The sequence below is a fragment of the Mycobacterium sp. ELW1 genome (genome assembly GCF_008329905.1).
GTDB lineage: Bacteria > Actinomycetota > Actinomycetes > Mycobacteriales > Mycobacteriaceae > Mycobacterium.
This window is the reverse complement of record NZ_CP032155.1, coordinates 5,808,718-5,831,377: the sequence shown is the minus strand read 5'-3', so window position 1 is coordinate 5,831,377 and position 22,660 is coordinate 5,808,718. Positions and strand designations below refer to the sequence as shown.

Genomic DNA, 22,660 nt, shown 5'->3' with positions numbered 1-22,660 from the left:
ATCGGGGGTTGTCCGTGGAATTGAGTGTTCGCTCCATGCTCGCGACGGGGGTGTCGATGACCGTCGCCGCGACCATCGCCCTGGCGCCACTGCCGGCCAATCCGGTGCCGGCTGCGCAGGCCGTCCCGGTCGCCCTCACCGGCGCGTGGCAGACCCTGCAGACGAATGTGCAGGCCGATATCGCCAATCTGGTGTCGTTGGTCGTCAACTACCCGCCCGCCCCGATCCTGACCCAGGTGGCGAAGAACTTCACCACCTATTCGCACTGGCTCGTCGGGGAGGACGGCGGCACCCCCCTGAAGATCGTGCAGACGATGGGTGACCACGCCGCGGCTGCACTCGGCGTGATCGGCACCCTCGCGGTGTTGGCGCCGCTCACCTTGATCGGGCCGTTCATCGCTCCCGGCGTGATGATCGTGCAACTGATCGCAGACACCGCCAAGTACCCGTCCACCCCGCAGACCGTGCTGCAGGCGTTCATCGATGCGCCCGCCGTCTTTCTGGACACCGCGTTCAACTGCTGCTCCACCCCGCTGTTTCAGCTGGCCTTCGGACTGCTGAATCCCGGGCCGCTCGGCCTCCTGCTGTCGATCGGGCCGTCCATTGCGAAAGCGCTGCAGATCACGCCGCCGGCGGAGTCCCCGCAGCCAGCGGCTGCCAGTGCACCGAAGCAGTCAGCGCTGTCCGTCGCTTCGCCGTCGAAGGCGACGAATCCGGCCGTCGGCCAGAGCCGACGGTCACAGCCGGTCACCGGTGCGCAGCAGACCGTCACACCCAGGGGTGGCAAGCGGCCCAGCGCGTCGCGCACGTCCGGCGACTCCAGCGCCCGAACGGCGGCGTCGGACGGCAAGGGCCAGTCGGCTAGACCTGGGAATCGGGAAACGCGATAACCGACAGGAATCGGATCGGCACCTCGATCAGATCCGCGGGACCGTGAGCGCCCTCACCGTCGATCTGCAGTGAGTCGCCGGGATGCAGCCGGTATACCGAGCGGCTGTGGGCGTAGTCCATGACGCCTTCGAGTACGTAGATGAACTCCGTGCCGGGATGCTGGAACAGGGGATAGGTCGTGCTCTTCTCCGACAGTGTCACCAGCAGGCATTCCAGCCGCTTGTGTTCGCCCCGTAGCGATCCGAGCAGTTCGTACTCGTGACCGGCTTTCGTGCCGTTGCGCACGATCCGCGCCCCGGTACCCGCTTTGACGAAGGCGGCCGGCCGTTCCACGTCGGCGCCACGGAACAGCGTGCTCACCGGCACGTCGAAACCCTTGGCCAGCAACGCCAGCGTGGACAGGCTCGGCGAGGTCTGTACGTTCTCGATCTTGCTCATCATCGCCTTCGAGATGCCGACCCTGGTCGCCATGTCGGCGACGGAGAGCCCCAGCTGCTGGCGTAGCTGCCGCACGTTGCGGGCGATCGCGGTCTCGAACTCCAGATCGGCGACGGGCTCGTGCGGGTCGCGATCGCGGGCGGTCCCCGATTGATTGCGGAGCAGATCGGTCACAAGCGCACTATCGCATCTGCCCCGCACCCACATACGGATACGGGCTCTTCAGCAACTCTCCCTCGGCGAAGCGGGACAGCCGGAAATCGGTCTCGGGTATCCGCGGATCGCTGCTGTGGCCGTCGACGAGAAGGTCGGCGACCAGGCGCCCGACGGCCGGTGCGATCTTGAACCCGTGGCCGCTGAAACCGGCAGCCACGAACAGCCCGTCCCGCCCGCCGGCGGAGATGACCGGATTCCAATCCGGGGTGACGTCGTAGCACCCCGCATAGCTCGAGGTGATGGCTGCGCCGGTGAAGCCGGGAAATCGGGTGCCCACCTTCTCGACGGTGAGATCGATGAAATCTTCGGTGGCCCGGTTGAGGTAGTCGTCGGGATCGGCGGTCAGCACATCGGACAGGTCACTGTTGCCGAACAGCACGTCACCGCCGACCTCGGGACGCACGTATTGCAGTGACACCAGATCGGAGAACACCGGAACCGGCCCCAGCTCGACGCCGGGCGAGATCATCACGATCTGTTCGCGGACCACCCGGATCGGCACGTCGACCCCGTAGGGCGCCAGGAACGCATTCGTCCATACCCCGGTGGCGACCACCACGCTGCCGGCGCTGATCTGAGTGCCGTCGGCCAAGTGCACGCCGGTGACGGCGTCACCGTTGGTAAGCAGGCCGGTGACGTTGGCGCCCTGGCGGATTCGCACACCGCTCGCCCGGGCGGCGAGGGCGAACGCCTGGGCGGTCTGGTAGGCGTCGCCGTATCCGCCGCGCGCCTCCCAACCGAACGCGGCGAACGGCGACAGGTCGGCACACGGCCACAGCCGAGCCACGTCAGCGGCGTCGATCTCCTCGGTCTGCACACCGACGGCCCGTTGCGCGGCCATGCTGCTGCGCAAGGAGTCGACGTTGGGTTCACCGACGCCGACGACGTATCCCGTTTGGCGGAAGCCGATGTCGTCACCGAAGATCTCGTCGGCCTTCTCGAACACCTCGAGGCCGACGGTGGCCATCGCGGCCAGGGAGCTCACCCCGTAGTGGCAACGCACAATCCCGCTGGATTTGCCGGTCATCCCGGATCCGACGGTATTGCGTTCGAGGACAACGACATCGGTGATCCCGCGCTGGCTCAACGCCCAGGCGGCGGCACACCCCTCGATGCCGCCACCGACGATGACGACGTCGGCGGTCTCGTTCACAGGCCCGCTCCGGGAATCCACGACGTCCCCGCAAGCGGAACCCGCGCCATCGCCGCGGCCTCGATGGTCACCGCAACGAGGTCCTCGGGCTCCAGGTGCAACAGGTGGGCCTTGCCGCACGCGCGCGCGATGGTCTGGGCCTCCATGGTGAGCACCCGCAGGTAGTTGGCCAGGCGGCGGCCGCCCTCGATCGGGTCGAGGCGGGCGGCGAGCTCCGGGTCCTGTGTGCTGATGCCGGCCGGGTCTCGGCCGTCTTGGAAGTCGTCGTAGAAACCGGCTGCGCTGCCGAGCTTTTCGTACTCGGCGGCGTACTTCGGGTCGTTGTCACCCAGCGCGATCAGCGCCGCGGTACCGATCGCCACCGCGTCGGCACCCAGGGCCATCGCCTTGGCGACGTCAGCGCCGGTACGAATTCCGCCGGACACGATGAGCTGCACTTCCTTCCGGTGCACCCCGAGCTCGGAGAGCGCCTGCACCGCTTGCGGAACCGCGGCCAGCGTCGGGATGCCGACATGCTCGATGAACACGTCCTGGGTGGCGGCGGTACCGCCCTGCATTCCGTCGACGACGACCACGTCGGCTCCCGCCGCCACCGCCAGCTTGACGTCGTAGTAGGTGCGGGTGGCACCGACCTTGACGTAGATCGGCTTCTCCCAGTCGGTGAGCTCACGCAGCTCGTTGATCTTGATGGTCAGGTCGTCCGGCCCGGTCCAGTCCGGATGCCGGCAGGCGGAGCGCTGGTCGATCCCTTGGGGCAGCGTGCGCATGGCGGCCACCCGGTCGGAGATCTTCTGCCCGAGCAGCATTCCGCCGCCGCCGGGCTTGGCGCCCTGACCGAGCACGACCTCGATGGCATCAGCCTTGCGGAGATCGTCGGGGTTCATCCCGTACCGCGACGGAAGATACTGATAGACCAGATACTTCGACTGTCCGCGTTCTTCCGGAGTCATGCCGCCGTCACCGGTGGTGGTCGAGGTGCCGACCTCGCTGGCGCCGCGCCCAAGCGCCTCTTTGGCGGGCCCGGACAGTGCGCCGAACGACATGCCCGCGATTGTCACCGGGATATCCAGGTGCAGTGGGTGTTTGGCGTGACGGCCGCCGAGCACGACGTCGGTGCCGCACCGCTCGCGGTAGCCCTCCAGCGGGTAGCGCGACATCGATGCGCCAAGGAACAGCAGGTCGTCGAAGTGGGGGAGTGCGCGTTTGGCGCCCCAGCCGCGGATGTCGTAGATGCCGGTGTCGGCGGCTCGTTGGATGCCCGCGATGGTGGCCCGGTCGAAGGTCGCTGACTCGCGCAGGCCGAGGCGGGCGCGGTCGTCTTCTGCGTATGTCATTTAGTACACTTCTGCGTTGTCTACGTGGAAATGATAGAGCTGGCGGGCGGAGCCGTAGCGGGTGTAGGAGCTGGTGTCGTCGTCCTCGAATCCGGCGGCCTTGAGTAGCCGGCCGAGTTCTTCGTGGTGCTCGGCGCGCATCTCCTTGGCGATGCAGTCGGCCCCGAGCGAAGCCACCTCGCCGCGAACGTACAGGCGGGCCTCGTAGATCGAATCACCCAGTGCCTCACCGGCATCGCCGCGAATCACGAGCCGCCCCGCCTGTGCCATGAACGCGCTCATGTGTCCGACACTGCCGCCCACCACGATGTCGGCTCCCTTCATCGAGATCCCGCACCGTGCAGCGGCATTGCCCTCGATCACCAGCAAGCCGCCGTGCGCGGTGGCGCCCGCCGACTGGGACGCATTGCCCTTGACCCACACGGTGCCGCTCATCATGTTCTCGGCCAGCCCGGTCCCCGCGTTGCCGTCGATGGTGACCTCGGCCTGCTTGTTCATCCCGGCGGCGTAATAGCCGACATGACCACTGATCTCGATTCGCAGTGGCGCATCGACGCCGACCGCGACGTTGTGCGCACCGGCCGGGTTGGTGATCCGGAATCCGCCGGCGACACCGGGCGCGTGCAGTGCGGCGTTCACCTCTCGTAGCGGTGTGGACACCAAATCGAAGGTCGTCACCTCGTCCATGCGTAGACCACCTCTGGTTCGGGCTCCCAGATGACCGCCTTCTCGACGCCGGGAAGTCCTGCCAGTGCACGATATTCGCTGCCCATCGCCACCCAGTCGTCGGTCTCGGCGATCACGGCCGGCTTGCAGGCGATCGCGTCGCGGACAACGGCGAACGAGTCATGGTTGGACACCAGCAGCGTGTAGAAGCCGTCGAAGGTGGCACACAGCTCCTTGAGCGCGGTCTCGACATCGCGGCCCCGCGCCAGCTGGTCGGCCACGAAGCGCGCGCCCACCTCGGTGTCGTTCTCGCTGTCGAAGACGACACCCTGGGCGCGGAGGTCGCGGCGGATGGTGGCGTGGTTGGCGAATGACCCGTTGTGCACGAGGCACTGGTCGGGGCCCACCGCGTACGGGTGCGCACCGGCCGGTATCACCGCCGACTCGGTGGCCATCCTGGTGTGGCCCACCCCCTGCCAGCCCTGCGCATGAGCCAGCCCCCACGCCTCGGTGAGGGCCTTCGGGTGCCCGACTCCCTTGAGCACAGCCACATTTGCGCCGAACCCCGCGATCAGCGCATGCGGGTAGTGCGCCGTGATCGCCGCATGCAGCGTCTCGGGCGCGACATCAGCCGACACCAGCAGGGTTTCGTCGACGCGGTGCACCGATACCTCTCCGAGCGCCGCGTGGAGCGCCTCGGCCATCTGATCGGGGCTGTCGTCCACGTCGAGCACCGAGACGGTGCCCTTCCCCGGCGGCGACCAGCGTGGATCACCGTAGACGGCCACTCCGGCGGAATCGCTTCCCCGGTCGGACATTTCACACAGCATGCCGGTCAGCAGTTCGCCGAGCCGGGGGTATAGCTGGGGGTTGCGCAGGTGCAGACCCACGATCCCACACATGGTTGTTCCTTCCTCGGGGTCAGAATGCCGTCAGGTACTGGTCGACCTCCCACGGACTGACCGCGCTGTGGTAGGCGAAGAATTCGTCACGCTTGATACCGGCGAAGTAGCTGGCGACGCCGTCGCCGACGGTGTCGAGTACACCGGTGACCACCGGGTCACCCTCGAACTCTTCGACGGCGTGCAGCAGGGTCGGCGGCAGGGCCGTGCGGCCGTCGGTGTTGCCGATCGCACCGGGGTCGGTGCTGCGTTTGATGCCGTCGATACCGGCGCCGAGCGCGGCCGCGATGGCCAGATACGGGTTGGCCGAGCCGTCGCCGCCGCGTAGTTCCACCCGCTGGGAGTCCGGCACCCGGATGTAGTGGGTGCGGTCATTGCCGCCGTAGGTGGGCAGGCGTGGAGCCCAGGAGGCGCCGGAGGCCGTTGTCAACGCGCCGGTTCGCTTGTAGGAGTTCACCGTTGGACCGACGACGGCCTGCAGGGCGCAGGCGTGGTCGAGGATGCCGCCGATGAATGCATACGCCGTCGGCGACAGGCCCAGCCCGCGATCGTCGGACTCCTCGGGGAACACCGGTGTGCCGCCGCTGGTCAGCGACAGGTGCAGGTGCAGGCCGCTGCCGGTCCGATCGGAGAAGGGTTTGGGCATGAACGTGGCGATCATGCCGCGCTCGGCCGCGATCATCGACAGCAGGTAGCGCAGTGTCACGACCCGGTCGGCGGTGGTCAGCGCCTCGGCGAATTGGAAGTTCTGCTCGAATTGGCCGTTGCCGTCTTCGTGGTCGTTGGCGTAGTTGGACCAGCCGAGGGTGTTCATCGCGGTCGAGATCGCGGTGAGGTGGTCGTACATCCGGGTCACGCCGCGCGCGTCGTAACACGGCTGGGCCGCGGTGTCCGCGGTGTCGGCGGTGGCGAGGCTTCCGTCCGTGCCGCGGGTCAGCAGGAAGTATTCGACTTCCGCGCCGACCCAGGGTTCGAAGCCGGCGTCGGCGGCCCGCTGGATCAACGATTTGAGGATGACGCGCGGCGCATACGGCCACGGCTTGCCTTCGACATGCGGATCGCAGTGCACGATCGCCAGGCCGTCCTTGATGAACGGTATCGGGGTGAACGACTCGGGGTCGGGGATCGCCATGAGATCAGGGTCTTTGGGCTCCTGGCCCATCGCGCCGACGGCGTAGCCGGCGAAGCCGACTCCCTCTGAGGCCAAGAGATCGACGGCCTCGACGGGAACCAGTTTGGCGCAGGGCTTTCCGCGGAGGTCGACGAACAGCGCGAGGATGAACTTGGTTGCTGAGGCCTCGGCGAGCTCAGCGAGGGTGGCAGACATGTTCTCCAACAAGCTCTTTGATGGATGGGGAGAGAAGCGCGAGGGGCTCGAGCCGGGCGGGGGAAGGAGGTACCACGCCCGGCTCGAGTCCTGTCAGGCGTACTCGAGCTCGTACGCCGGGTCGCGGTGGACGTGGGTGTCGATACCCTTCTCCTCTTCTTCGGAGGAGATGCGGATGCCCATCGTCTTCTTGATGGCCCATGCGATGACGAACGCGATCGCGAACGAATAGATCATCACCGCTCCAGCCGCCACAGCCTGCCGCCACAGCTGGTCGAAACCGCCGCCGTAGAAGAAGCCGTTGACCTTGTTCGGCATGGTGTCGCTGGCCAGGAAGCCGATCAGCAGGGTGCCGATGACACCACCGACGAGGTGCACGCCGACGACGTCGAGCGAATCGTCATAGCCGAACTTCTCTTTGAGGCCCACGGCGAACGGGCAGATGGCGCCCGCGACGAGGCCGAGGATGATCGCGCCGACCGGCGTCACCGAACCACAGGCCGGGGTGATCGCGACCAGGCCGGTGATGGCACCCGCCGCCGCACCGACGCCGGTGACGTGGCCGTCCTTGAACTTCTCCACCGCCAGCCAGGCGAGCGTGGCAGCGCAGGTGGCGACGAACGTGGTGACCATGACGATGGCCGCCGAATTGCCCGCGGCCAGAGCCGAACCGCCGTTGAAGGCATACCAGCCGGCCCACAGCAGTCCGGCGCCGAGCAGGGTCAGCGGGACGTTGTGCGGCTTGCGCAGCTTGCCCCAGCTGGCGCCCTTGCCGAGGACGATGGCAACGGCCAGCGCGGCCGCACCGGCGTTGATGTGCACCGCGGTGCCACCGGCGAAGTCAATTGCCTTGAGGTTGTTGGCAATCCAACCGCCGACCGAATCCGGGGTGACGACGCCGTTGAACGCGAACACCCAGTGCGCGACGGGGAAGTAGCACAGAACCGCCCACAGGGTCGCGAAGACCATCCAGGCCGCGAACTTCATCCGGTCGGCCGCCGCACCGGAGATCAGTGCGACGGTGATAGCGGCGAACAGTGCCTGGAACAACGCGAACAGACTGACCGGAAGCCCGGAGATGGTGGTCTGCGATTCGAGCAGGTTCTTCATCCCGGCGAATTCGGTCAGACTGCCGACGAATCCTCCGTAGGACGTACCGAACGTCATGGAGAACCCGAACAAAATCCAGAGCACGCCGACGATGGCGACAGCGCCGAACGTCATCATCATCATGTTGGTGGAGCTCTTGACCGAGACCATGCCGCCGTAGAACAGCGCCAGGCCCGGGATCATCATCGTCAGCCCGATGATGCAACACAGCATGAATGCTGTGGTCCCTGTATCCATCTAATCTCCTGCGGGTGGGCGGCCCGTCCATGGTTGGGCCGTTCACCGGCAGTGAACGATGTTTCTGTTACGTGGACACCCTCGTGGTGTTGCCGCCGCGTTAAACGTTGACGCTTCGCTACGCTGGGCGACCATGCACCGACGTCCGCGCTGGGTCCTCACCATCACCGTGGTGGTCATCGCGGTCGGCTTCGCCATTTACTCGAAGTGGTTCGACGGGCCGCCGGAGAAGTGCAAGCCGGTTATCGACTTCCTCGACTTCAGCCGATCCCAGGCCGCGAAGATCGACTCCAAAGGCAACGAGGGCGTGCCGACCGTCGCCGAGGACAGCGCCTATAAGGAGTGGGCCGACGGCCTGGCCGAACGGGCGCAGAAGGTGACTGATCCGGGGCTGGCCGCCCAGGCCACCGAGGTGGCACAGCTGGCCAACCAGTTCGTCAGCGGGCTGCCGACGTTGCGGTCTCAGACCCAGAACCGCGCGCCCGGCGCACCGGCGCCGCCTCAGGTCTACGAGATGTCACTGCTCAACGACCGGATCGTCGCCAAGCTCGGCGAGCTGCGACGCACCTGCTCCTGACGACGGCCATGCTCCTGACCAGTTGAGCACGATCTCCTCGAGCGGCAGCCGCTCTCGGGGCCGGCTGTCGCGTTCGGCGATCTCCGGCGTCACTTGCGCAGGGTCGCCCAGTGCGCCCACGGCCACCACCGCCAGGGGACGCACATCGTCCGGCAGGTCGAATGCGGTGCGGGCGCCGTCGACGTCGAAGCCGGCCATCGGATGTGCGATGAGGCCCCGGGCGACGGCTTCAATGGACAGATTCGCGATGGCCGCGCCCGCATCGACGGCCGCGTACAGGGCCGTGCGCTCGTCCTCGCCCTCGTCGGCGCACACCAGGATCAGCGCGCCGGCGGCGTGGGCGTAGCTGTTGCCGCGGCGGAGTAAGCCGCTCAGCGCGTTGAACGCCTCAGCCAGATTCCCCGGTCGCTCCGCTCCTGCCCGCCGATCCCCGCGCAGCCCCACCACGAATCGAACCGGCTGGCGATGTCCCCAGGTCGCGGCCCAACGGGCCGCCTCGATCAGGGCGATCAGCTGCTCTGAGGTGACCACCGCCTCGGGGTCGAAGGCCCGCGGACTCCACCGTGCGGCGATCGGCGGGTGGATCGGCACCCGGGTCCGGGCATGACGGTCGCGGGGCGGGTCGGCGCGTTGGTCAGGCACCGCCGCGACGTTACCGCCGATCGGGGCGGAAAAAGCAGGTGCTGCGACCCCTTATCCTTAGAGCCGACATCCCACTCTTTCGAAAGGGCAGACAGTGGCGCTCGTCGTGCAGAAGTACGGCGGATCCTCGGTGGCCGATGCCGACCGGATCCGGCGCGTCGCCGAGCGCATCGTCGAAACCAAGAAGGCCGGCAACGACGTCGTCGTGGTCGTCTCGGCGATGGGCGACACCACCGATGAACTGCTGGACCTCGCCAAGCAGGTCTGCCCCGCACCGCCCGCCCGCGAGCTGGACATGCTGCTGACGGCCGGTGAGCGGATCTCGAACGCGCTGGTCGCGATGGCCATCGAATCGCTGGGCGCCGAAGCCCGCAGCTTCACCGGCTCGCAGGCCGGCGTCGTCACCACCGGCACCCACGGCAACGCCAAGATCATCGACGTCACACCCACCCGGTTGCGGTCGGCGCTCGACGAGGGACAGATCGTTCTGGTGGCCGGCTTTCAGGGTGTCAGCCAGGACACCAAGGACGTCACCACGCTGGGCCGCGGCGGCTCGGACACCACCGCCGTCGCATTGGCTGCCGCCCTGCACGCCGATGTCTGCGAGATCTACACCGATGTCGACGGCATCTTCACCGCCGACCCGCGCATCGTGCCCAACGCGCATCGTCTGGACACCGTCAGCTTCGAGGAGATGCTCGAGATGGCGGCCTGCGGCGCGAAGGTGCTCATGCTCCGCTGCGTGGAATACGCCCGCCGCTACAACGTTCCGATTCATGTCCGGTCGTCGTACACCGACAAGCCCGGCACGATTGTCACTGGATCTATCGAGGACATCCCCATGGAAGACGCCATCCTGACCGGAGTTGCCCACGACCGCAGCGAGGCCAAGGTCACCGTTGTCGGTCTGCCCGACGTACCCGGTTACGCGGCAATGGTGTTCCGCGCCGTCGCCGACGCCGACGTCAACATCGACATGGTGCTGCAGAACATCTCGAAGGTCGAGGACGGCAAGACCGACATCACCTTCACCTGCCCCCGCGACCTCGGCCCGACCGCCGTCGAGAAGCTCTCCGCGCTGCAGGGTGAGATCGGCTTCACCAAGGTCCTCTACGACGACCACATCGGCAAGGTGTCGCTGGTGGGCGCGGGCATGCGCAGCCATCCCGGCGTGACCGCGACATTCTGCGAGACGCTGGCCAAGGTCGGGGTGAACATCGAACTGATTTCCACCTCCGAGATCCGAATCTCGGTGTTGGTCAAGGACACTGAGCTGGACACGGCGGTCGCCGCGCTGCACGAGGCGTTCGGCCTCGGCGGTGAGGAAGAAGCCGTCGTCTACGCGGGAACAGGGCGGTAGTCATGGTCGCGATCGGTGTTGTAGGAGCCACCGGCCAGGTCGGCCAGGTGATGCGCACCCTGCTCGAGGAGCGCGACTTCCCGGTGACCAGCGTGCGGTTCTTCGCCTCGTCCCGCTCGGCGGGCAAGAAGTTGCCGTTCCGGGGCCAGGAGATCGAGGTCGAGGATGCCGAGACCGCCGATCCCACCGGTCTGGACATCGCGTTGTTCTCGGCCGGCGCGACGATGTCGCGAGTGCAGGCGCCGCGGTTCGCTGCTGCCGGTGTGGTCGTGATCGACAACTCGTCGGCGTGGCGCAAGGACCCCGAGGTGCCGCTGGTGGTGTCCGAGGTGAACTTCGCCCGAGACGCCGGTAATCGGCCTAAAGGCATTATCGCCAACCCGAATTGCACCACCATGGCCGCGATGCCGGTGCTCAAGGTGCTGCATGACGAAGCCCAGCTGGTGCGGATGATCGCGTCGACCTATCAGGCGGTATCGGGCAGCGGCTTGGCCGGCGTCGACGAGCTGGCCACTCAGGCCCGTGCGGTGATCTCCGGTGTCGAGGAACTGGTGCACGACGGGTCGGCGCTGGATTTCCCGGCCCCGGTGAAATACGTTGCGCCCATTGCCTTCAACGTGGTGCCACTGGCAGGCTCGTTGGTCGACGACGGCTCCTTTGAGACCGACGAGGATCAGAAGCTGCGTAACGAATCTCGCAAGATCCTCGGCATCCCCGATCTCGCGGTGTCCGGGACGTGCGTTCGGGTACCGGTGTTCACCGGGCACTCGCTGTCGATCAATGCCGAATTCGCTCAGCCGATTTCGCCGGAGCGGGCCACTGCGCTGCTCGGCGGTGCACCCGGGGTGAAGCTGGTCGACGTGCCCACACCGCTGGCCGCTGCCGGGGTGGACGAAACTCTGGTGGGCCGGATCCGCCAGGATCCCGGGGTGCCGGACGGTCGTGGCCTTGCCCTGTTCCTCTCGGGCGATAACCTGCGAAAAGGTGCTGCCCTCAATACGATTCAGATCGCCGAGCTGTTGGCCGCCGAGCTCTGATCCGCTTTGCGCCGAAACGTGAGTTTGGGCGTGACAGTGCGAGTGGTGTGCGCAGTTTCGTCGATCTCGGCGCTGGTGCTGGCGCCGACGGCGATCGCCGACCCGCCGAGTCCGGCTCCTGACCCGATCCTCTCGCCGCTGGCGCCGGGCCAGGTGGTGCGGATCGGACCGATCGCCGGTACCGGGACGCCGACTCGCGACTACGGTATCGGCGCCACCGATTTGTGCGAGTTCATGGAATTCCCAACCGAATTGCTCCAGATCTGTGGTGACAGCTTCGCCGGCCAGGGCGTCGGATTCGGTGGGTGGTTCTCACCGGTCGCGCTGCGGGTGGCCGGGGACTCGGTCGACGATCCCGACGGCATCCGCTACACCGGGGTTGTCGGGGTGGACAAACCGCTGCTGGCTGACCCCAAGCCGCCAGGTGCTTCCCAGCTGCCCGCGGGGGTGGTGCAGATCAACCGGCAGAACTATCTGCTCGTGACCACCACCAAAGACCTGGTGCCGCAGACGTCGCGGCTGGTGAAAGCGGTTGCCGGGCAGGGCGGTTGGCAGACCGTCGCGGGCTCGCAGCGTCCCGCCTCGTACGCCGGCGGCCATCAGACGCAGATCAGTGGCTACTACGACCCGATTCCGACGCCGGACTCGCAGACCGGCTGGGTGTACATCGTGGCCAACAATTTCGACAGATCCGGGCCGGTGATGCTCTACCGCGCAACGCGAGAGAGCTTCACCGACCGCGCGCGCTGGCAAGGCTGGGCGGCGGGTCCCGGCGGCGGCTGGAACAAGACACCGACACCGTTGTGGCCGGACAAGATCGGCGAGATGAGCATGCGGCAGGTCGACGGAAAGCCGGTGCTGTCGTACTTCAACGCCAGCACCGGGAACATGGAGATGCGGGTGGCCTACGACCCGACGGGTCTGGGAACCGCGCCCGTGACGACGGTGGTGCAGGCGGGTGACTGGCCCGATCCGGTTGAGAGCCTGCCGCCGCCGGAGGACAACCGGCTGGCGCAGCCCTACGGCGGCTACATCTCGCCGGGTTCGACGCTGGATGAAGTGCGGGTGTTCATCAGTCAGTGGAACACCACGCCGCGCGACCGCGCGCCGTATCGGGTGCTGCAGTTCGCGGTGAACCCGATCAAGCCGTGGTGAGTGCCTGTGTCAGCGCCGCGCTGCGTCCGCGGGTACCACGATTGTCGCTCAGGCAGTGCTGGCCTGGGGATCAACGAGCTTCGCTCGTATCCGCATGACCTGTATTTGGGCAACTCCCACCAGCAACACCGGCCACAAGAGACCCGCCGCGGCAATCAGCGGGAGGCGTATTCCGTTTCGCACGGCCTCACCTGGGTGAAAGGCCTCGGAGAAAACCCAAGCTAGAAAGACGAATAGCGGCATGCCAGTGAGGTAGAGGTACAACAGCACAGCAAACGCTCCTTCACGGCAATCCCCGGGCAATAGTCGCAAAGTTCGCTGAGACTGTCCAGTTGCCTGCCGGAACTCAGCGGTTGTCGCGCTTGGCCTGCCTCCGCGCGCCGGTTGCAATCGACCCGGCCTCGCGCTTTTTGCGGCCTGGAGACTGACGGGACTGGTCCACCCGGGCCCGACCCAGCGTCGCCACCTTGCCGCCGCCCTTGGCCGGCGTGGCCGGAGCCGAACTTTCCTGACGGGCCCGGGCCAGTCGCTCCTCTTTGAGTTCACGGGCGCTGCGTGCTGCCGCGACACCGAGTTGCTTGCTCACCCGCCCCAGCGCACCTTCGAAGATCTCGGCCTTGGCGCCATTGCGCTCGTTGGCTGATCGGGCCGCACCTCGGGCGCCCTTCGCCGAGACTTTCGCCGCGCCCTTGCGGCGGTAGAGCCCGACGTACTTGTTGCGGGCTCGCCGAATCCTGCTGTGCAGGTCCAACAGCGCGTCCTCGTCGAGGTCGGTCAGTGCGGCCGGCTCGGTCTCCCGGATCAACACGAACTCGGCCTCGGTCAGCGAGTTGAGCAGCTTGTTCATCTTTGGTTCATAGCGCGGGGCGGCCTGCTGCGGGTGGAAACGGCCATGCCAGCCAGAATCCGTCATTCACAGTCTTTTCAAAGGCGGCACCTAACCCGCACTGGGCTGCACGCTCGCATCATCGACTTATGACCGAAACACCCGAGCGGGCCGACGAGCCCGTAACCAGCCCTGTCGCCACTCTCGACCCGCCGCCACCGCCGCCGCCGTACTACGGCCAGGTTCCCGTCGCCACCCGGCCCAACCGGCTGAACCAGGTCGCCGCCTGGGTCGCGATCGTCGCGGGCACCGTCTTCATTGTCGGTGCGGTCTTCTTCACCGGCTTCATCCTCGGTCGCACCAGCGGCCACGGCGGCTGGCACCACCCCCGCGGAGATGGTGACTCGCAGCAGTTCCCCCACCGGGGCGGACCTGGTGGCGGCCCAGGGATGATGATGCCCGGCGCCGGGCCGTGGGGCCCGATGGGTCCCGGCGGTCCCGGAGGACCGGGTGCTCCGGGCGGGCAGGGTCCGGGCGCCGGCCCCGGAGTCGCGCCCGGAGGCCCGGGCGGCGCCGGCCCCGGCGGCATTGCCACCCCGACCCCGCGTCCCTGACCGGACCGGCAGACGTGCCCAGCGTCCCATCCCCCCAGGGACGCTGGGCACCCGGTTGTTCAGGATCCCTCCGGCGTCGATTTGGGAGAGTAGAACGGGTCGTGGGTACACGCCATCAGATAGGCGCTGAGACCAGATAGGGGAGACGATGACTGAGAAATTTGCGACGACCGATGGCGGTGCTCCAGCCCCGAGCCTCGAACATTCTCTGACTGTCGGGCCGGACGGCCCGATCCTGCTCCAGGACCACTACCTGATCGAGCAGATGGCCAACTTCAACCGCGAACGTATCCCGGAGCGCCAGCCGCACGCCAAAGGCGGCGGTGCGTTCGGAACGTTCGAAGTGACGCACGACGTCAGCAGATTCACTCGTGCGGCGTTCCTGCAGCCCGGCACCAAGACCGACATGGTGGCCAGATTCTCGACTGTCGCCGGCGAGCGCGGCAGCCCAGACACCTGGCGTGACCCCCGCGGATTCGCGTTGAAGTTCTACACCTCCGAGGGCAACTTCGATCTCGTCGGCAACAACACCCCGGTGTTCTTCCTGCGGGATCCGATCAAGTTCCAGAACTTCATCCGCTCCCAGAAGCGTCTGCAATCGTCGAACCTGCGCGATCACCACATGCAGTGGGACTTCTGGACGCTCTCACCGGAATCCGCACACCAGGTCACCTGGCTGATGGGTGACCGCGGCATCCCGAAGACCTGGCGCAATATGAACGGCTACTCCAGCCACACCTACAGCTGGATCAACGCCGCCGGCGAGTTGTTCTGGGTGAAGTACCACTTCAAGACCGACCAGGGCATTGAATTCCTCACCCAGGAGGAGGGTGACGAATTGGCCGGCAGCGACGGGGATTACCACCAGCGGGACCTCTTCGACACCATCGAGGGCGGCGACTTCCCGAGCTGGACGCTGCACGTGCAGATCATGCCGTTCGAGGATGCCAAGACATACCGGTTCAATCCCTTCGACCTGACCAAGGTGTGGCCGCACAGCGACTACCCGCTGCAGGAAGTTGGTCGAATGACGTTGAATCGCAACGTCACCGACTACCACGCCGAGATGGAGCAGGCTGCTTTCGAGCCGAACAACGTCGTGCCCGGCACCGGATTGAGCCCGGACAAAATGCTGTTGGCACGCGGCTTCTCCTACAGCGACGCCCATCGGCATCGGCTCGGGGTGAACTACAAGCAGATCCCGGTCAACACACCGAGAGTCGAAGTGCACAGCTACTCCAAAGACGGTGCGATGCGGATCCACAACGTGACTGACCCGGTGTACGCGCCGAACTCGGTCGGTGGTCCGCAGGCTGATCCCGCGCGGGCGACTGAGGTGCACTGGGTCTCCGACGGCGACATGGTCCGCACGGCGTACACCCTTCGTGAAGAAGATGACGACTGGGGCCAGGCCGGCACCCTGGTTCGCGAGGTGCTCGACGATGACGCGCGAGACCGGTTGGCGCACAACGTCATCGGTCATGTATCCAAGGGTGTCAAGGAGCCGGTGCTGTCCCGGGTGTTCGAGTACTGGCGCAACATCGATGCCGACCTCGGCAAAAAAATCGAGGAAGGCGTGCGAGGCAAGACCGGGTAACGGCCGAAATCGACGTGAAGGTTGTGGTTGGGCGAATTTTCGCGACCAACATGTCGATCTCGCGGCCTGGCATGATCGAAGCCATGAGCATCGAGGTCATCTACACCGCGGAATCGACGGCCAGCGGCGGCGGACGTGACGGCCACGTGAAGTCGTCGGACAACCGAATTGATCTGGAAACCAGGCCACCCAAGGAGGCGGGCGGCAGCGGCGAGGGCACCAACCCCGAGCAACTGTTCTCGGCAGGCTATGCCGCCTGCTTCCTGGGTGCGCTGCAACTGGTGGCGCGGTCGGAGAAGATCGGGCTCGACAGCGCATCGGGCGTCACCGCGCAGGTCGGCTTCGGCAAGGACGCAGACGGCGGGTACGGCATCAACGCCCACCTCATCGGTTACCTCCCCGGACTCGAGCAGAGCCAGGCCGAGGACCTGATGAACAAGGCTCACCAGGTGTGCCCGTACTCGAAGGCCACCCGCGGCAATATCGACGTCACGCTGACCGCCAAGGTCTGATGTGATGCGCACCGCCGCCGCGGCGGCCGCAGTGCTGGCAGCAGGCGTGATCGGGGCCGCTCCGGTGCAGGCCCGCCCGGCGGACCCGGGCGTGGTCTCCTATGCCGTGCTCGCCAAAGGTTCGGTGGGCAACATCGTCGGGGCTCCGATGACGTGGGAGTCGGTGAGCACCGACCCCGTCCAGGGGTTCTGGGTCGAGCTGCCGGTCTGCAACAACTGGGCCGACATCGGGTTGCCCGAGGTTTTCAACGACCCCGACCTGGCGTCGTTCAACAGCGCGGTAACCCAAACCTCGGCCACCGACCAGAACCACCTGGTCAAACAGGCCATCGGGGTGTTCGCCACCGCCGACGCCGCCACCCGCGCGTACCACCGCGTCGTCGACCGCACCGTCGGGTGCGCCGGCCAGACGACCGCGATGCACCTCGACGACGGAACGACTCAGGTGTGGTCGTTCGGCGGTGCGGCCCCGACCGCTACCGACGCTGTTTGGGTCAAACAGGAAGCAGATACCGATCGGCGGTGTTTCACCCAGACGCGGTTGCGGGAAAACGTGCTGTTGCAGGCCAAGGTCTGCCAGTCCGGCAACGGCGGACCGGCGGTCAACGTACTGGCCGGCGCCATGCAGAACACACTGGGTTTATAGCGAGGTCGGGTGAACGTCATCAACGGGTCAGCCGCGGATCGACGAAATTTGTCGGTGCGGTCTGGAAGATGGAAGTCATGACGTTCGCCGTCACCTCGGAGCCGGGCCGGGCACCATGCGGGTCGGGTGTCGAAGAACGTGTCCTGAACAGCTCATCCTCGGCCGCTTTGCACATCGCGGGCGCCTCACTGGACGACGGGCCGATCGGCCGGGTGGGTCTGGAACTCGAGGCGCACTGCTTCGATCTGGCGGATCCACTGCGGCGTCCGGGCTGGTCGGAACTGAGCGACGTGATCGCCACCGTGGGACCGCTGCCCGGCGGCAGCGCCGTCACCGTGGAACCGGGGGTGCCGTCGAACTCTCCGGCCCGCCGGCCGACGGCCCCCTACCGGCGATCGCCGCGCTGGCCGCTGACCGGACGACGCTGTGTTCGGCGTTCGCCGAGGCCGGCCTCGGACTGGTCCTGCTCGGCGCCGACCCGCTTCGCCGCACTCAACGAATCAATCCCGGCGCCCGCTACCAGGCGATGGAACAGTTCTTCGTGGCGTCCGGGACGGCGAGCGCCGGGGCCGCGATGATGACCTCGACGGCCTCGATCCAGATCAACCTCGATGCCGGTCCCCGCGACGGCTGGGCCGAGCGGGTTCGGCTCGCCCACGCGCTCGGCCCCACGACCATCGCGATCGCCGCCAATTCGCCGCTGCTCGGCGGGGACTTCACCGGCTGGGTGTCGACCCGGCAGCGGGTGTGGAGTCAGCTGGATTCGGCGCGCTGCGGGCCGGTCCTGGGCGCGAGCGGTGACGATCCCTGCACCGACTGGGCCCGCTACGCGCTCAAGGCGCCGGTGATGCTGGTGCACAACCCGGATCCGGTCGCGGTCACCGAGCACGTGCCGTTCGCGGATTGGGCCGACGGCCTCGTGCTGCTGGGCGATCGCCGCCCGACCACCGCCGACCTCGACTACCACCTCACCACGCTGTTTCCGCCGGTGCGCCCGCGGCGCTGGCTGGAGATCCGCTACCTCGACAGCGTGCCCGACGCTCTGCTGCCCGCGGTCGTGTTCCTCGTCGTCACCCTGCTCGACGACCCGGCGCTGGCCGAGTTGGCCGCCGAGGCCGTCGAACCGGTCGCGACGGCATGGGACCTGGCCGCCCGGGTCGGACTCAAGGACGACCGCCTTTACGAGGCGGCCAATCGTTGCGTTGCGCTCGTGGCCGACCGGACTCCCGCGGAATTATCCGAGTCGATGCGGCGGTTGGTGCACAACGTGGAAGCAGGCCGCTGCCCAGCCGACGATTTCGCCGACCAGACGATCGAGCGCGGCATCGAAGGTGCCGTCCTGCGGATGGCCGAGGCCACAGCGTGATCGCACGCGAGACGTTGGCCCGGGACCTCGAACGGGCCCGCCGGCGCACGCTGACGCTGACCGACTTCGACGACGCCGAGTTGCATCGCCAGTACAGCCCGCTGATGAGTCCACTGGTGTGGGACCTCGCCCACATCGGGCAACAGGAGGAGCTGTGGCTGCTGCGCGACGGTGACCCGCATCGGCCGGGCATGCTGCCCGCCAACATCGAAGGCCTCTACGACGCGTTCGTGCATTCCCGCGCCAGCCGCGTCGACCTCCCGCTGCTGTCACCGGCGCAGTCCCGCGCATACTGCACCAGCGTGCGGGCCGCGGCACTCGACGTGCTCGACACCTTGCCCCACCGCGATGACGACGCCGAGGTCGCGTTCCGCTTCGGCCTGGTGATCAGCCACGAGAACCAGCACGACGAGACAATTCTGCAGGCGCTCAATTTGCGCAGCGGCGCACCGATTCTGGCCCATCGGATGACGCTGCCCCCGGGCCGGCCCGGGCTGGCCGGCAGCTCGGTGTTGGTGCCCGGCGGCCCGTTCGTCCTCGGTGTCGACGCCGTGACCGAACCGCTGTCATTGGACAACGAGCGCCCCGCCCATGTCGTCGACGTGCCGGCGTTCCGCATCGGCCGGGTGCCGGTGACCAACGCTGAGTGGCGGCAGTTCATCGACGACGGTGGCTACACCCAACAACGATGGTGGTCACCGCGCGGATGGGAACATCGAGTCCAAACCGACCTGAGCGCACCGGAGTTCTGGAATCCGGACGGCACCCGAACCCGGTTCGGCCACGTCGAGGACATCCCCGGCGACGAACCCGTCCAGCACATCACCTTTTTCGAAGCCGAGGCCTATGCGGCGTGGGCAGGCGCACGATTGCCGAGCGAAGTGGAATGGGAGAAAGCCGCCGCCTGGGATCCCGTGGTCGGGGCACGCCGTCGCTACCCATGGGGCTCGGGGGAACCGACGCCGCAACGGGCCAACCTCGGCGGGGAGGCGCTGCGTCCTGCGCCGGTCGGGGCTTACCCCGATGGGGCGTCGGCCTATGGCGCCGAGCAGATGCTCGGAGATGTGTGGGAGTGGACCACCTCGCCGCTGCGGCCGTGGCCGGGCTTCACACCGATGATCTACCAACGCTATTCGGAGCCCTTCTTCGACGGTGACTACAAGGTGCTGCGCGGTGGTTCATGGGCGGTGGGCTCCGACACGCTGCGGCCCAGTTTCCGCAACTGGGATCACCCGATCCGCAGGCAGATCTTCTCCGGTGTGCGCTTGGCGTGGGACGTCTGATGTGCCGGCATCTGGGCTGGCTGGGCCAACCGGTATCGATCGCCTCGCTGGTCCTCGATCCGCCGTGCGGGTTGAGGGTGCAGTCCTACGCGCCGCGCAGGCAGAAGCACGGGTTGATCAACGCCGACGGATGGGGCGTGGGCTTCCTTGACGGCGGCGAGGTGCGCCGCTGGCGCAGCGCGTCACCACTGTGGGGCGACGTGTCGTTCGCCTCCGTCTCCCCGGCGTTGCACAGCAATTGCATTGTCGCAGCGGTACGTTCGGCAACGGTCGGCATGCCGATCGAGGCCAGTGCGTCCGCCCCGTTCAGTGATGGCAGCTGGTTGCTGTCCCACAACGGCGTGGTCGACCGGGGCGTACTGCCCGTCAGCGCGAAAGCCGAATCGACCGTCGACAGTGCCATGTTGGCTGCCTTGATCTTCGACCGCGGACCGGAAAACCTCGGCGATACCATCGCCGAAGTCGGTGCGGCAGATCCGGGCGCCCGACTGAACATCATGGCCGCCAACGGGTCTCGGCTTCTAGCCACCACCTGGGGTGACACACTGTCGGTGTTGCGCCGCAGTGACGGAGTGGTGCTGGCCAGCGAACCCTATGACGATCACCCCGACTGGCAGGACATCCCGGACCGGCATCTCGTCGACGTGAGCGGGGGACAGGTGACGCTGACCCCGCTGAAAGGATCTTTGTGACGTTCACGCTGTCGAACTACCTGGCCGCCGACGCTGCCGCCCAGGCGCTGCGCGACGATGTGCTGCACGGCTTGACACAGACACCGAAGTCGTTGCCGCCCAAATGGTTCTACGACGCTGTCGGCAGCGACCTGTTCGACCAGATCACCCGCCTGCCGGAGTACTACCCGACCCGGACCGAAGCGCAGATCCTGCGTTCTCAGGCCCCGGCGATCGCGGCCGCCAGTGGTGCCGACACGCTGGTGGAGCTCGGCAGCGGAACATCAGAGAAGACGCGGCTACTGCTGAGCGCCATGCGCGACAAAGGTTCCCTGCGGCGATTTGTACCGTTCGACGTCGACTCGAGTGTCTTGGAACTGGCGGGAGCGGCGCTGGAGCAGGAGTATCCGGAACTCGACATCGACGCGGTGTGTGGCGATTTCGAGGAACACCTGGCCAAGATCCCGTCGGGCGGTCGCCGGCTGTTCGTATTCCTCGGGTCCACCATCGGCAATCTGACCGCTGCCCCGCGCGCGCAGTTCCTCACCGCGCTCGCCGACGTGCTGGACCCCGGGGACAGCCTGCTGCTGGGCACCGACCTCGTCAAGGACACCGAACGCCTGGTGCGCGCCTACGACGACAGCGCCGGTGTGACCGCGCGGTTCAACCTCAACGTCCTGACCGTGGTCAATCGAGAACTGGACGCCGACTTCGACATCGACGCCTTCGAGCACGTCGCCCGCTGGAACCCCGACGAGGAGCGCATCGAGATGTGGCTGCGCGCAACGTCTCCGCAGCAGGTCGCCGTCGCCGGGCTGGACCTGCGTGTCGAGTTCGCCGCAGGCGAGGAGATGCTCACCGAGGTGTCGTGCAAGTTTCGGCCCGAGGCGGTAGCGCAGGAGCTGGAGGCGGCCGGCCTGCGGCGAACGCAGTGGTGGACCGATGAGGCCGGGGACTTCGGGCTGTCGCTGGCGGTGAAGTGAGCGCACCCGACACCCTGGCTGACAGCTGGCGGGAGGCGCGGCTGCCCGCGGCCGGTGTGCACCTCGACAGCGCGGCATGTTCACGGCAGAGCCTGGCGGCGATCGAGGCGGCGGCCGCTCACGCCCGCCACGAGTCTGAGGTCGGCGGTTACGTCGCTGCGCAAGCAGCCGCTCCGGTTCTCGACGCCGGGCGCGCAGGTGTTGCGGTGTTGACCGGAATGTCCTCGGACGACGTCGTTTTCACCACCGGATCGGGCAACGCACTGCAACTCCTGCTCGGCGTCTGGCCGATGGAACGGACCGTGGCGTGCCTGCCCGGCGAGTACGGCCCCAACCTGGTGGAGTTCACTGCGCGCGGCTTCACCCGGCAGGAGCTCCCCGTCGACAGTCTCGGCCGGGTCGACCCGGAGGCGGCCCGCCGCACCCTGGCCGACGCGCCGCCGGCGATGGTCCACCTGACCGCGGTCGGCAGCCACCGCGGTGTCGTACAACCAGTCGCCGCGGTCGCGGGGGTGTGCCGGGAGATCGGCGTCCCGCTGATCGTCGATGCCGCGCAGGCGCTGGGCCACATCGACTGTGTGAGCGACGCGGATGCGGTCTACTCGTCGTCGCGCAAATGGCTGGCGGGCCCGCGCGGGGTCGGAGTGCTGGCGGTGCGCCCGGCACTGGCTGATCTGCTGCAATCCCCGCCGTGGGCCGGTGCGGTTTCGGCATTGCAGTGCCTGGAGTTGGGTGAAGCCAATATCGCTGCGCGGGTCGGCTTTTCGGTCGCAGTGGGACAGCATCTCGCGGCTGGGCCGGAGACGGTACGCCAGCGGCTGGCCGCGCTCGGACGTCAGACCCGCACGATGCTGGCCGAGGTGCAGGGGTGGCGAGTGGTGGAACCCGAGGACGCGCCGACGGCGATCACCACGTTGGAGCCCACCGCCGGCGCCGACCCCGTCCAGGTGCGAGCCCGACTGATCGACGAGCACGGCATTGTCACCACCGCGGCCGGAGTCGAGCGCGCCCCGATGGAGTTGACGACGCCGGTACTGCGGATCTCGCCGCACGTCGACGCCGGCACCGAAGATCTCGAAGCGCTGGTCGTCGCGCTGCGAGCGGTGACCTGAAGGGT

General features: G+C 67.3%; 22 protein-coding genes and 1 pseudogene. 14 read left to right on the top strand and 9 right to left on the bottom strand.

Annotated elements, in window-relative coordinates; genetic code table 11:
* Window positions 1-35 precede the first annotated feature (35 nt).
* The gene (locus D3H54_RS28000) at window positions 36-890 is read left to right on the top strand and encodes a hypothetical protein (protein WP_149382956.1); all 855 of its coding nucleotides are present in this window, start codon (window positions 36-38) and stop codon (window positions 888-890) included.
* Here D3H54_RS28000 and D3H54_RS27995 read toward each other — a convergent pair.
* The 7 genes from D3H54_RS27995 to D3H54_RS27965 all read right to left on the bottom strand — a co-directional run bounded on the left by D3H54_RS27995 (window position 862) and on the right by D3H54_RS27965 (window position 8,274).
* On the bottom strand, window positions 862-1,536 hold the full coding sequence (locus D3H54_RS27995) for a helix-turn-helix domain-containing protein (protein ID WP_168214994.1): 675 nt from the start codon (window positions 1,534-1,536) through the stop codon (window positions 862-864). The genes D3H54_RS28000 and D3H54_RS27995 overlap by 29 nt on opposite strands.
* Window positions 1,511-2,698, bottom strand: coding sequence for an NAD(P)/FAD-dependent oxidoreductase (locus D3H54_RS27990; protein ID WP_149382954.1), 1,188 nt, complete (start codon window positions 2,696-2,698; stop codon window positions 1,511-1,513). The genes D3H54_RS27995 and D3H54_RS27990 overlap by 26 nt, the downstream gene beginning before the upstream one ends.
* Window positions 2,695-4,032 (bottom strand): FMN-binding glutamate synthase family protein, encoded by a 1,338-nt coding sequence (locus tag D3H54_RS27985; RefSeq protein ID WP_149382953.1) that lies wholly within the window; start codon window positions 4,030-4,032, stop codon window positions 2,695-2,697. The genes D3H54_RS27990 and D3H54_RS27985 overlap by 4 nt, the downstream gene beginning before the upstream one ends.
* Window positions 4,033-4,719, bottom strand: coding sequence for a GltB/FmdC/FwdC-like GXGXG domain-containing protein (locus D3H54_RS27980; protein ID WP_149382952.1), 687 nt, complete (start codon window positions 4,717-4,719; stop codon window positions 4,033-4,035). It lies immediately after the preceding gene.
* Window positions 4,707-5,600, bottom strand: a complete 894-nt coding sequence (locus tag D3H54_RS27975; RefSeq protein ID WP_083120886.1) for a class II glutamine amidotransferase domain-containing protein — start codon at window positions 5,598-5,600, stop codon at window positions 4,707-4,709. Before D3H54_RS27975 ends, D3H54_RS27980 begins: the two co-directional genes overlap by 13 nt.
* Before the next feature lie 19 nt (window positions 5,601-5,619).
* Complete coding sequence (glnT, locus tag D3H54_RS27970) at window positions 5,620-6,927, bottom strand: type III glutamate--ammonia ligase (RefSeq protein ID WP_149382951.1); 1,308 nt, start codon at window positions 6,925-6,927, stop codon at window positions 5,620-5,622.
* A gap of 93 nt (window positions 6,928-7,020) precedes the next feature.
* Complete coding sequence (locus tag D3H54_RS27965; RefSeq protein ID WP_149382950.1) at window positions 7,021-8,274, bottom strand: ammonium transporter; 1,254 nt, start codon at window positions 8,272-8,274, stop codon at window positions 7,021-7,023.
* A gap of 133 nt (window positions 8,275-8,407) precedes the next feature.
* On the opposite strand from D3H54_RS27965, the gene D3H54_RS27960 reads away from it, so the two are divergent.
* A complete protein-coding gene (locus D3H54_RS27960; protein WP_149382949.1) occupies window positions 8,408-8,851 on the top strand; it encodes a hypothetical protein in 444 nt (147 codons plus the stop codon).
* Here the strand turns inward: D3H54_RS27960 and D3H54_RS27955 are convergent.
* The gene (locus D3H54_RS27955; protein ID WP_149382948.1) at window positions 8,792-9,493 is read right to left on the bottom strand and encodes a nitroreductase family protein; all 702 of its coding nucleotides are present in this window, start codon (window positions 9,491-9,493) and stop codon (window positions 8,792-8,794) included. The two genes, D3H54_RS27960 and D3H54_RS27955, sit on opposite strands and share 60 nt — an antisense overlap.
* A gap of 94 nt (window positions 9,494-9,587) precedes the next feature.
* Between D3H54_RS27955 and D3H54_RS27950 the strand changes: the two genes are divergently transcribed.
* The 3 genes from D3H54_RS27950 to D3H54_RS27940 are packed head-to-tail and all read left to right on the top strand — an operon-like array spanning window position 9,588 to window position 13,045.
* A complete protein-coding gene (locus D3H54_RS27950; protein WP_149382947.1) occupies window positions 9,588-10,853 on the top strand; it encodes an aspartate kinase in 1,266 nt (421 codons plus the stop codon).
* A gap of 2 nt (window positions 10,854-10,855) precedes the next feature.
* Entirely contained in the window at window positions 10,856-11,890 is a 1,035-nt protein-coding gene (locus D3H54_RS27945; protein WP_149382946.1) for an aspartate-semialdehyde dehydrogenase, read from the top strand.
* Between the two features lie 45 nt (window positions 11,891-11,935).
* Entirely contained in the window at window positions 11,936-13,045 is a 1,110-nt protein-coding gene (locus tag D3H54_RS27940) for a DUF4185 domain-containing protein (protein WP_149382945.1), read from the top strand.
* A gap of 346 nt (window positions 13,046-13,391) precedes the next feature.
* On the opposite strand, the gene D3H54_RS27935 is transcribed toward D3H54_RS27940, so the two are convergent.
* Window positions 13,392-13,892 (bottom strand): hypothetical protein, encoded by a 501-nt coding sequence (locus tag D3H54_RS27935; protein ID WP_149383793.1) that lies wholly within the window; start codon window positions 13,890-13,892, stop codon window positions 13,392-13,394.
* Between the two features lie 128 nt (window positions 13,893-14,020).
* Between D3H54_RS27935 and D3H54_RS27930 the strand changes: the two genes are divergently transcribed.
* The 9 genes and pseudogenes from D3H54_RS27930 (at window position 14,021) to egtE (ending at window position 22,655) form a co-directional block, all read left to right on the top strand.
* Complete coding sequence (locus tag D3H54_RS27930; protein ID WP_149382944.1) at window positions 14,021-14,485, top strand: hypothetical protein; 465 nt, start codon at window positions 14,021-14,023, stop codon at window positions 14,483-14,485.
* 148 nt (window positions 14,486-14,633) lie between these two features.
* Complete coding sequence (locus D3H54_RS27925) at window positions 14,634-16,082, top strand: catalase (RefSeq protein WP_149382943.1); 1,449 nt, start codon at window positions 14,634-14,636, stop codon at window positions 16,080-16,082.
* Window positions 16,083-16,165: 83 nt separating this feature from the next.
* The gene (locus D3H54_RS27920) at window positions 16,166-16,594 is read left to right on the top strand and encodes an organic hydroperoxide resistance protein (protein WP_210419614.1); all 429 of its coding nucleotides are present in this window, start codon (window positions 16,166-16,168) and stop codon (window positions 16,592-16,594) included.
* A gap of 4 nt (window positions 16,595-16,598) precedes the next feature.
* Window positions 16,599-17,240: a sensor domain-containing protein gene (locus tag D3H54_RS27915; RefSeq protein ID WP_149382942.1), complete on the top strand. Its 642-nt coding sequence runs from the start codon at window positions 16,599-16,601 to the stop codon at window positions 17,238-17,240.
* 77 nt (window positions 17,241-17,317) lie between these two features.
* Window positions 17,318-18,606 (top strand): annotated as a pseudogene (gene egtA, locus D3H54_RS27910) (ergothioneine biosynthesis glutamate--cysteine ligase EgtA).
* A complete protein-coding gene (gene egtB, locus D3H54_RS27905) occupies window positions 18,603-19,889 on the top strand; it encodes an ergothioneine biosynthesis protein EgtB (protein WP_149382941.1) in 1,287 nt (428 codons plus the stop codon). The pseudogene egtA and the gene egtB overlap by 4 nt, the downstream one beginning before the upstream one ends.
* Window positions 19,889-20,581, top strand: coding sequence for an ergothioneine biosynthesis protein EgtC (gene egtC, locus D3H54_RS27900; RefSeq protein WP_149383791.1), 693 nt, complete (start codon window positions 19,889-19,891; stop codon window positions 20,579-20,581). The genes egtB and egtC overlap by 1 nt, the downstream gene beginning before the upstream one ends.
* Window positions 20,578-21,543 (top strand): L-histidine N(alpha)-methyltransferase, encoded by a 966-nt coding sequence (gene egtD, locus D3H54_RS27895; protein WP_149382940.1) that lies wholly within the window; start codon window positions 20,578-20,580, stop codon window positions 21,541-21,543. Before egtC ends, egtD begins: the two co-directional genes overlap by 4 nt.
* Window positions 21,540-22,655 (top strand): ergothioneine biosynthesis PLP-dependent enzyme EgtE, encoded by a 1,116-nt coding sequence (egtE, locus tag D3H54_RS27890; RefSeq protein WP_149382939.1) that lies wholly within the window; start codon window positions 21,540-21,542, stop codon window positions 22,653-22,655. Before egtD ends, egtE begins: the two co-directional genes overlap by 4 nt.
* Window positions 22,656-22,660 lie beyond the last annotated feature (5 nt).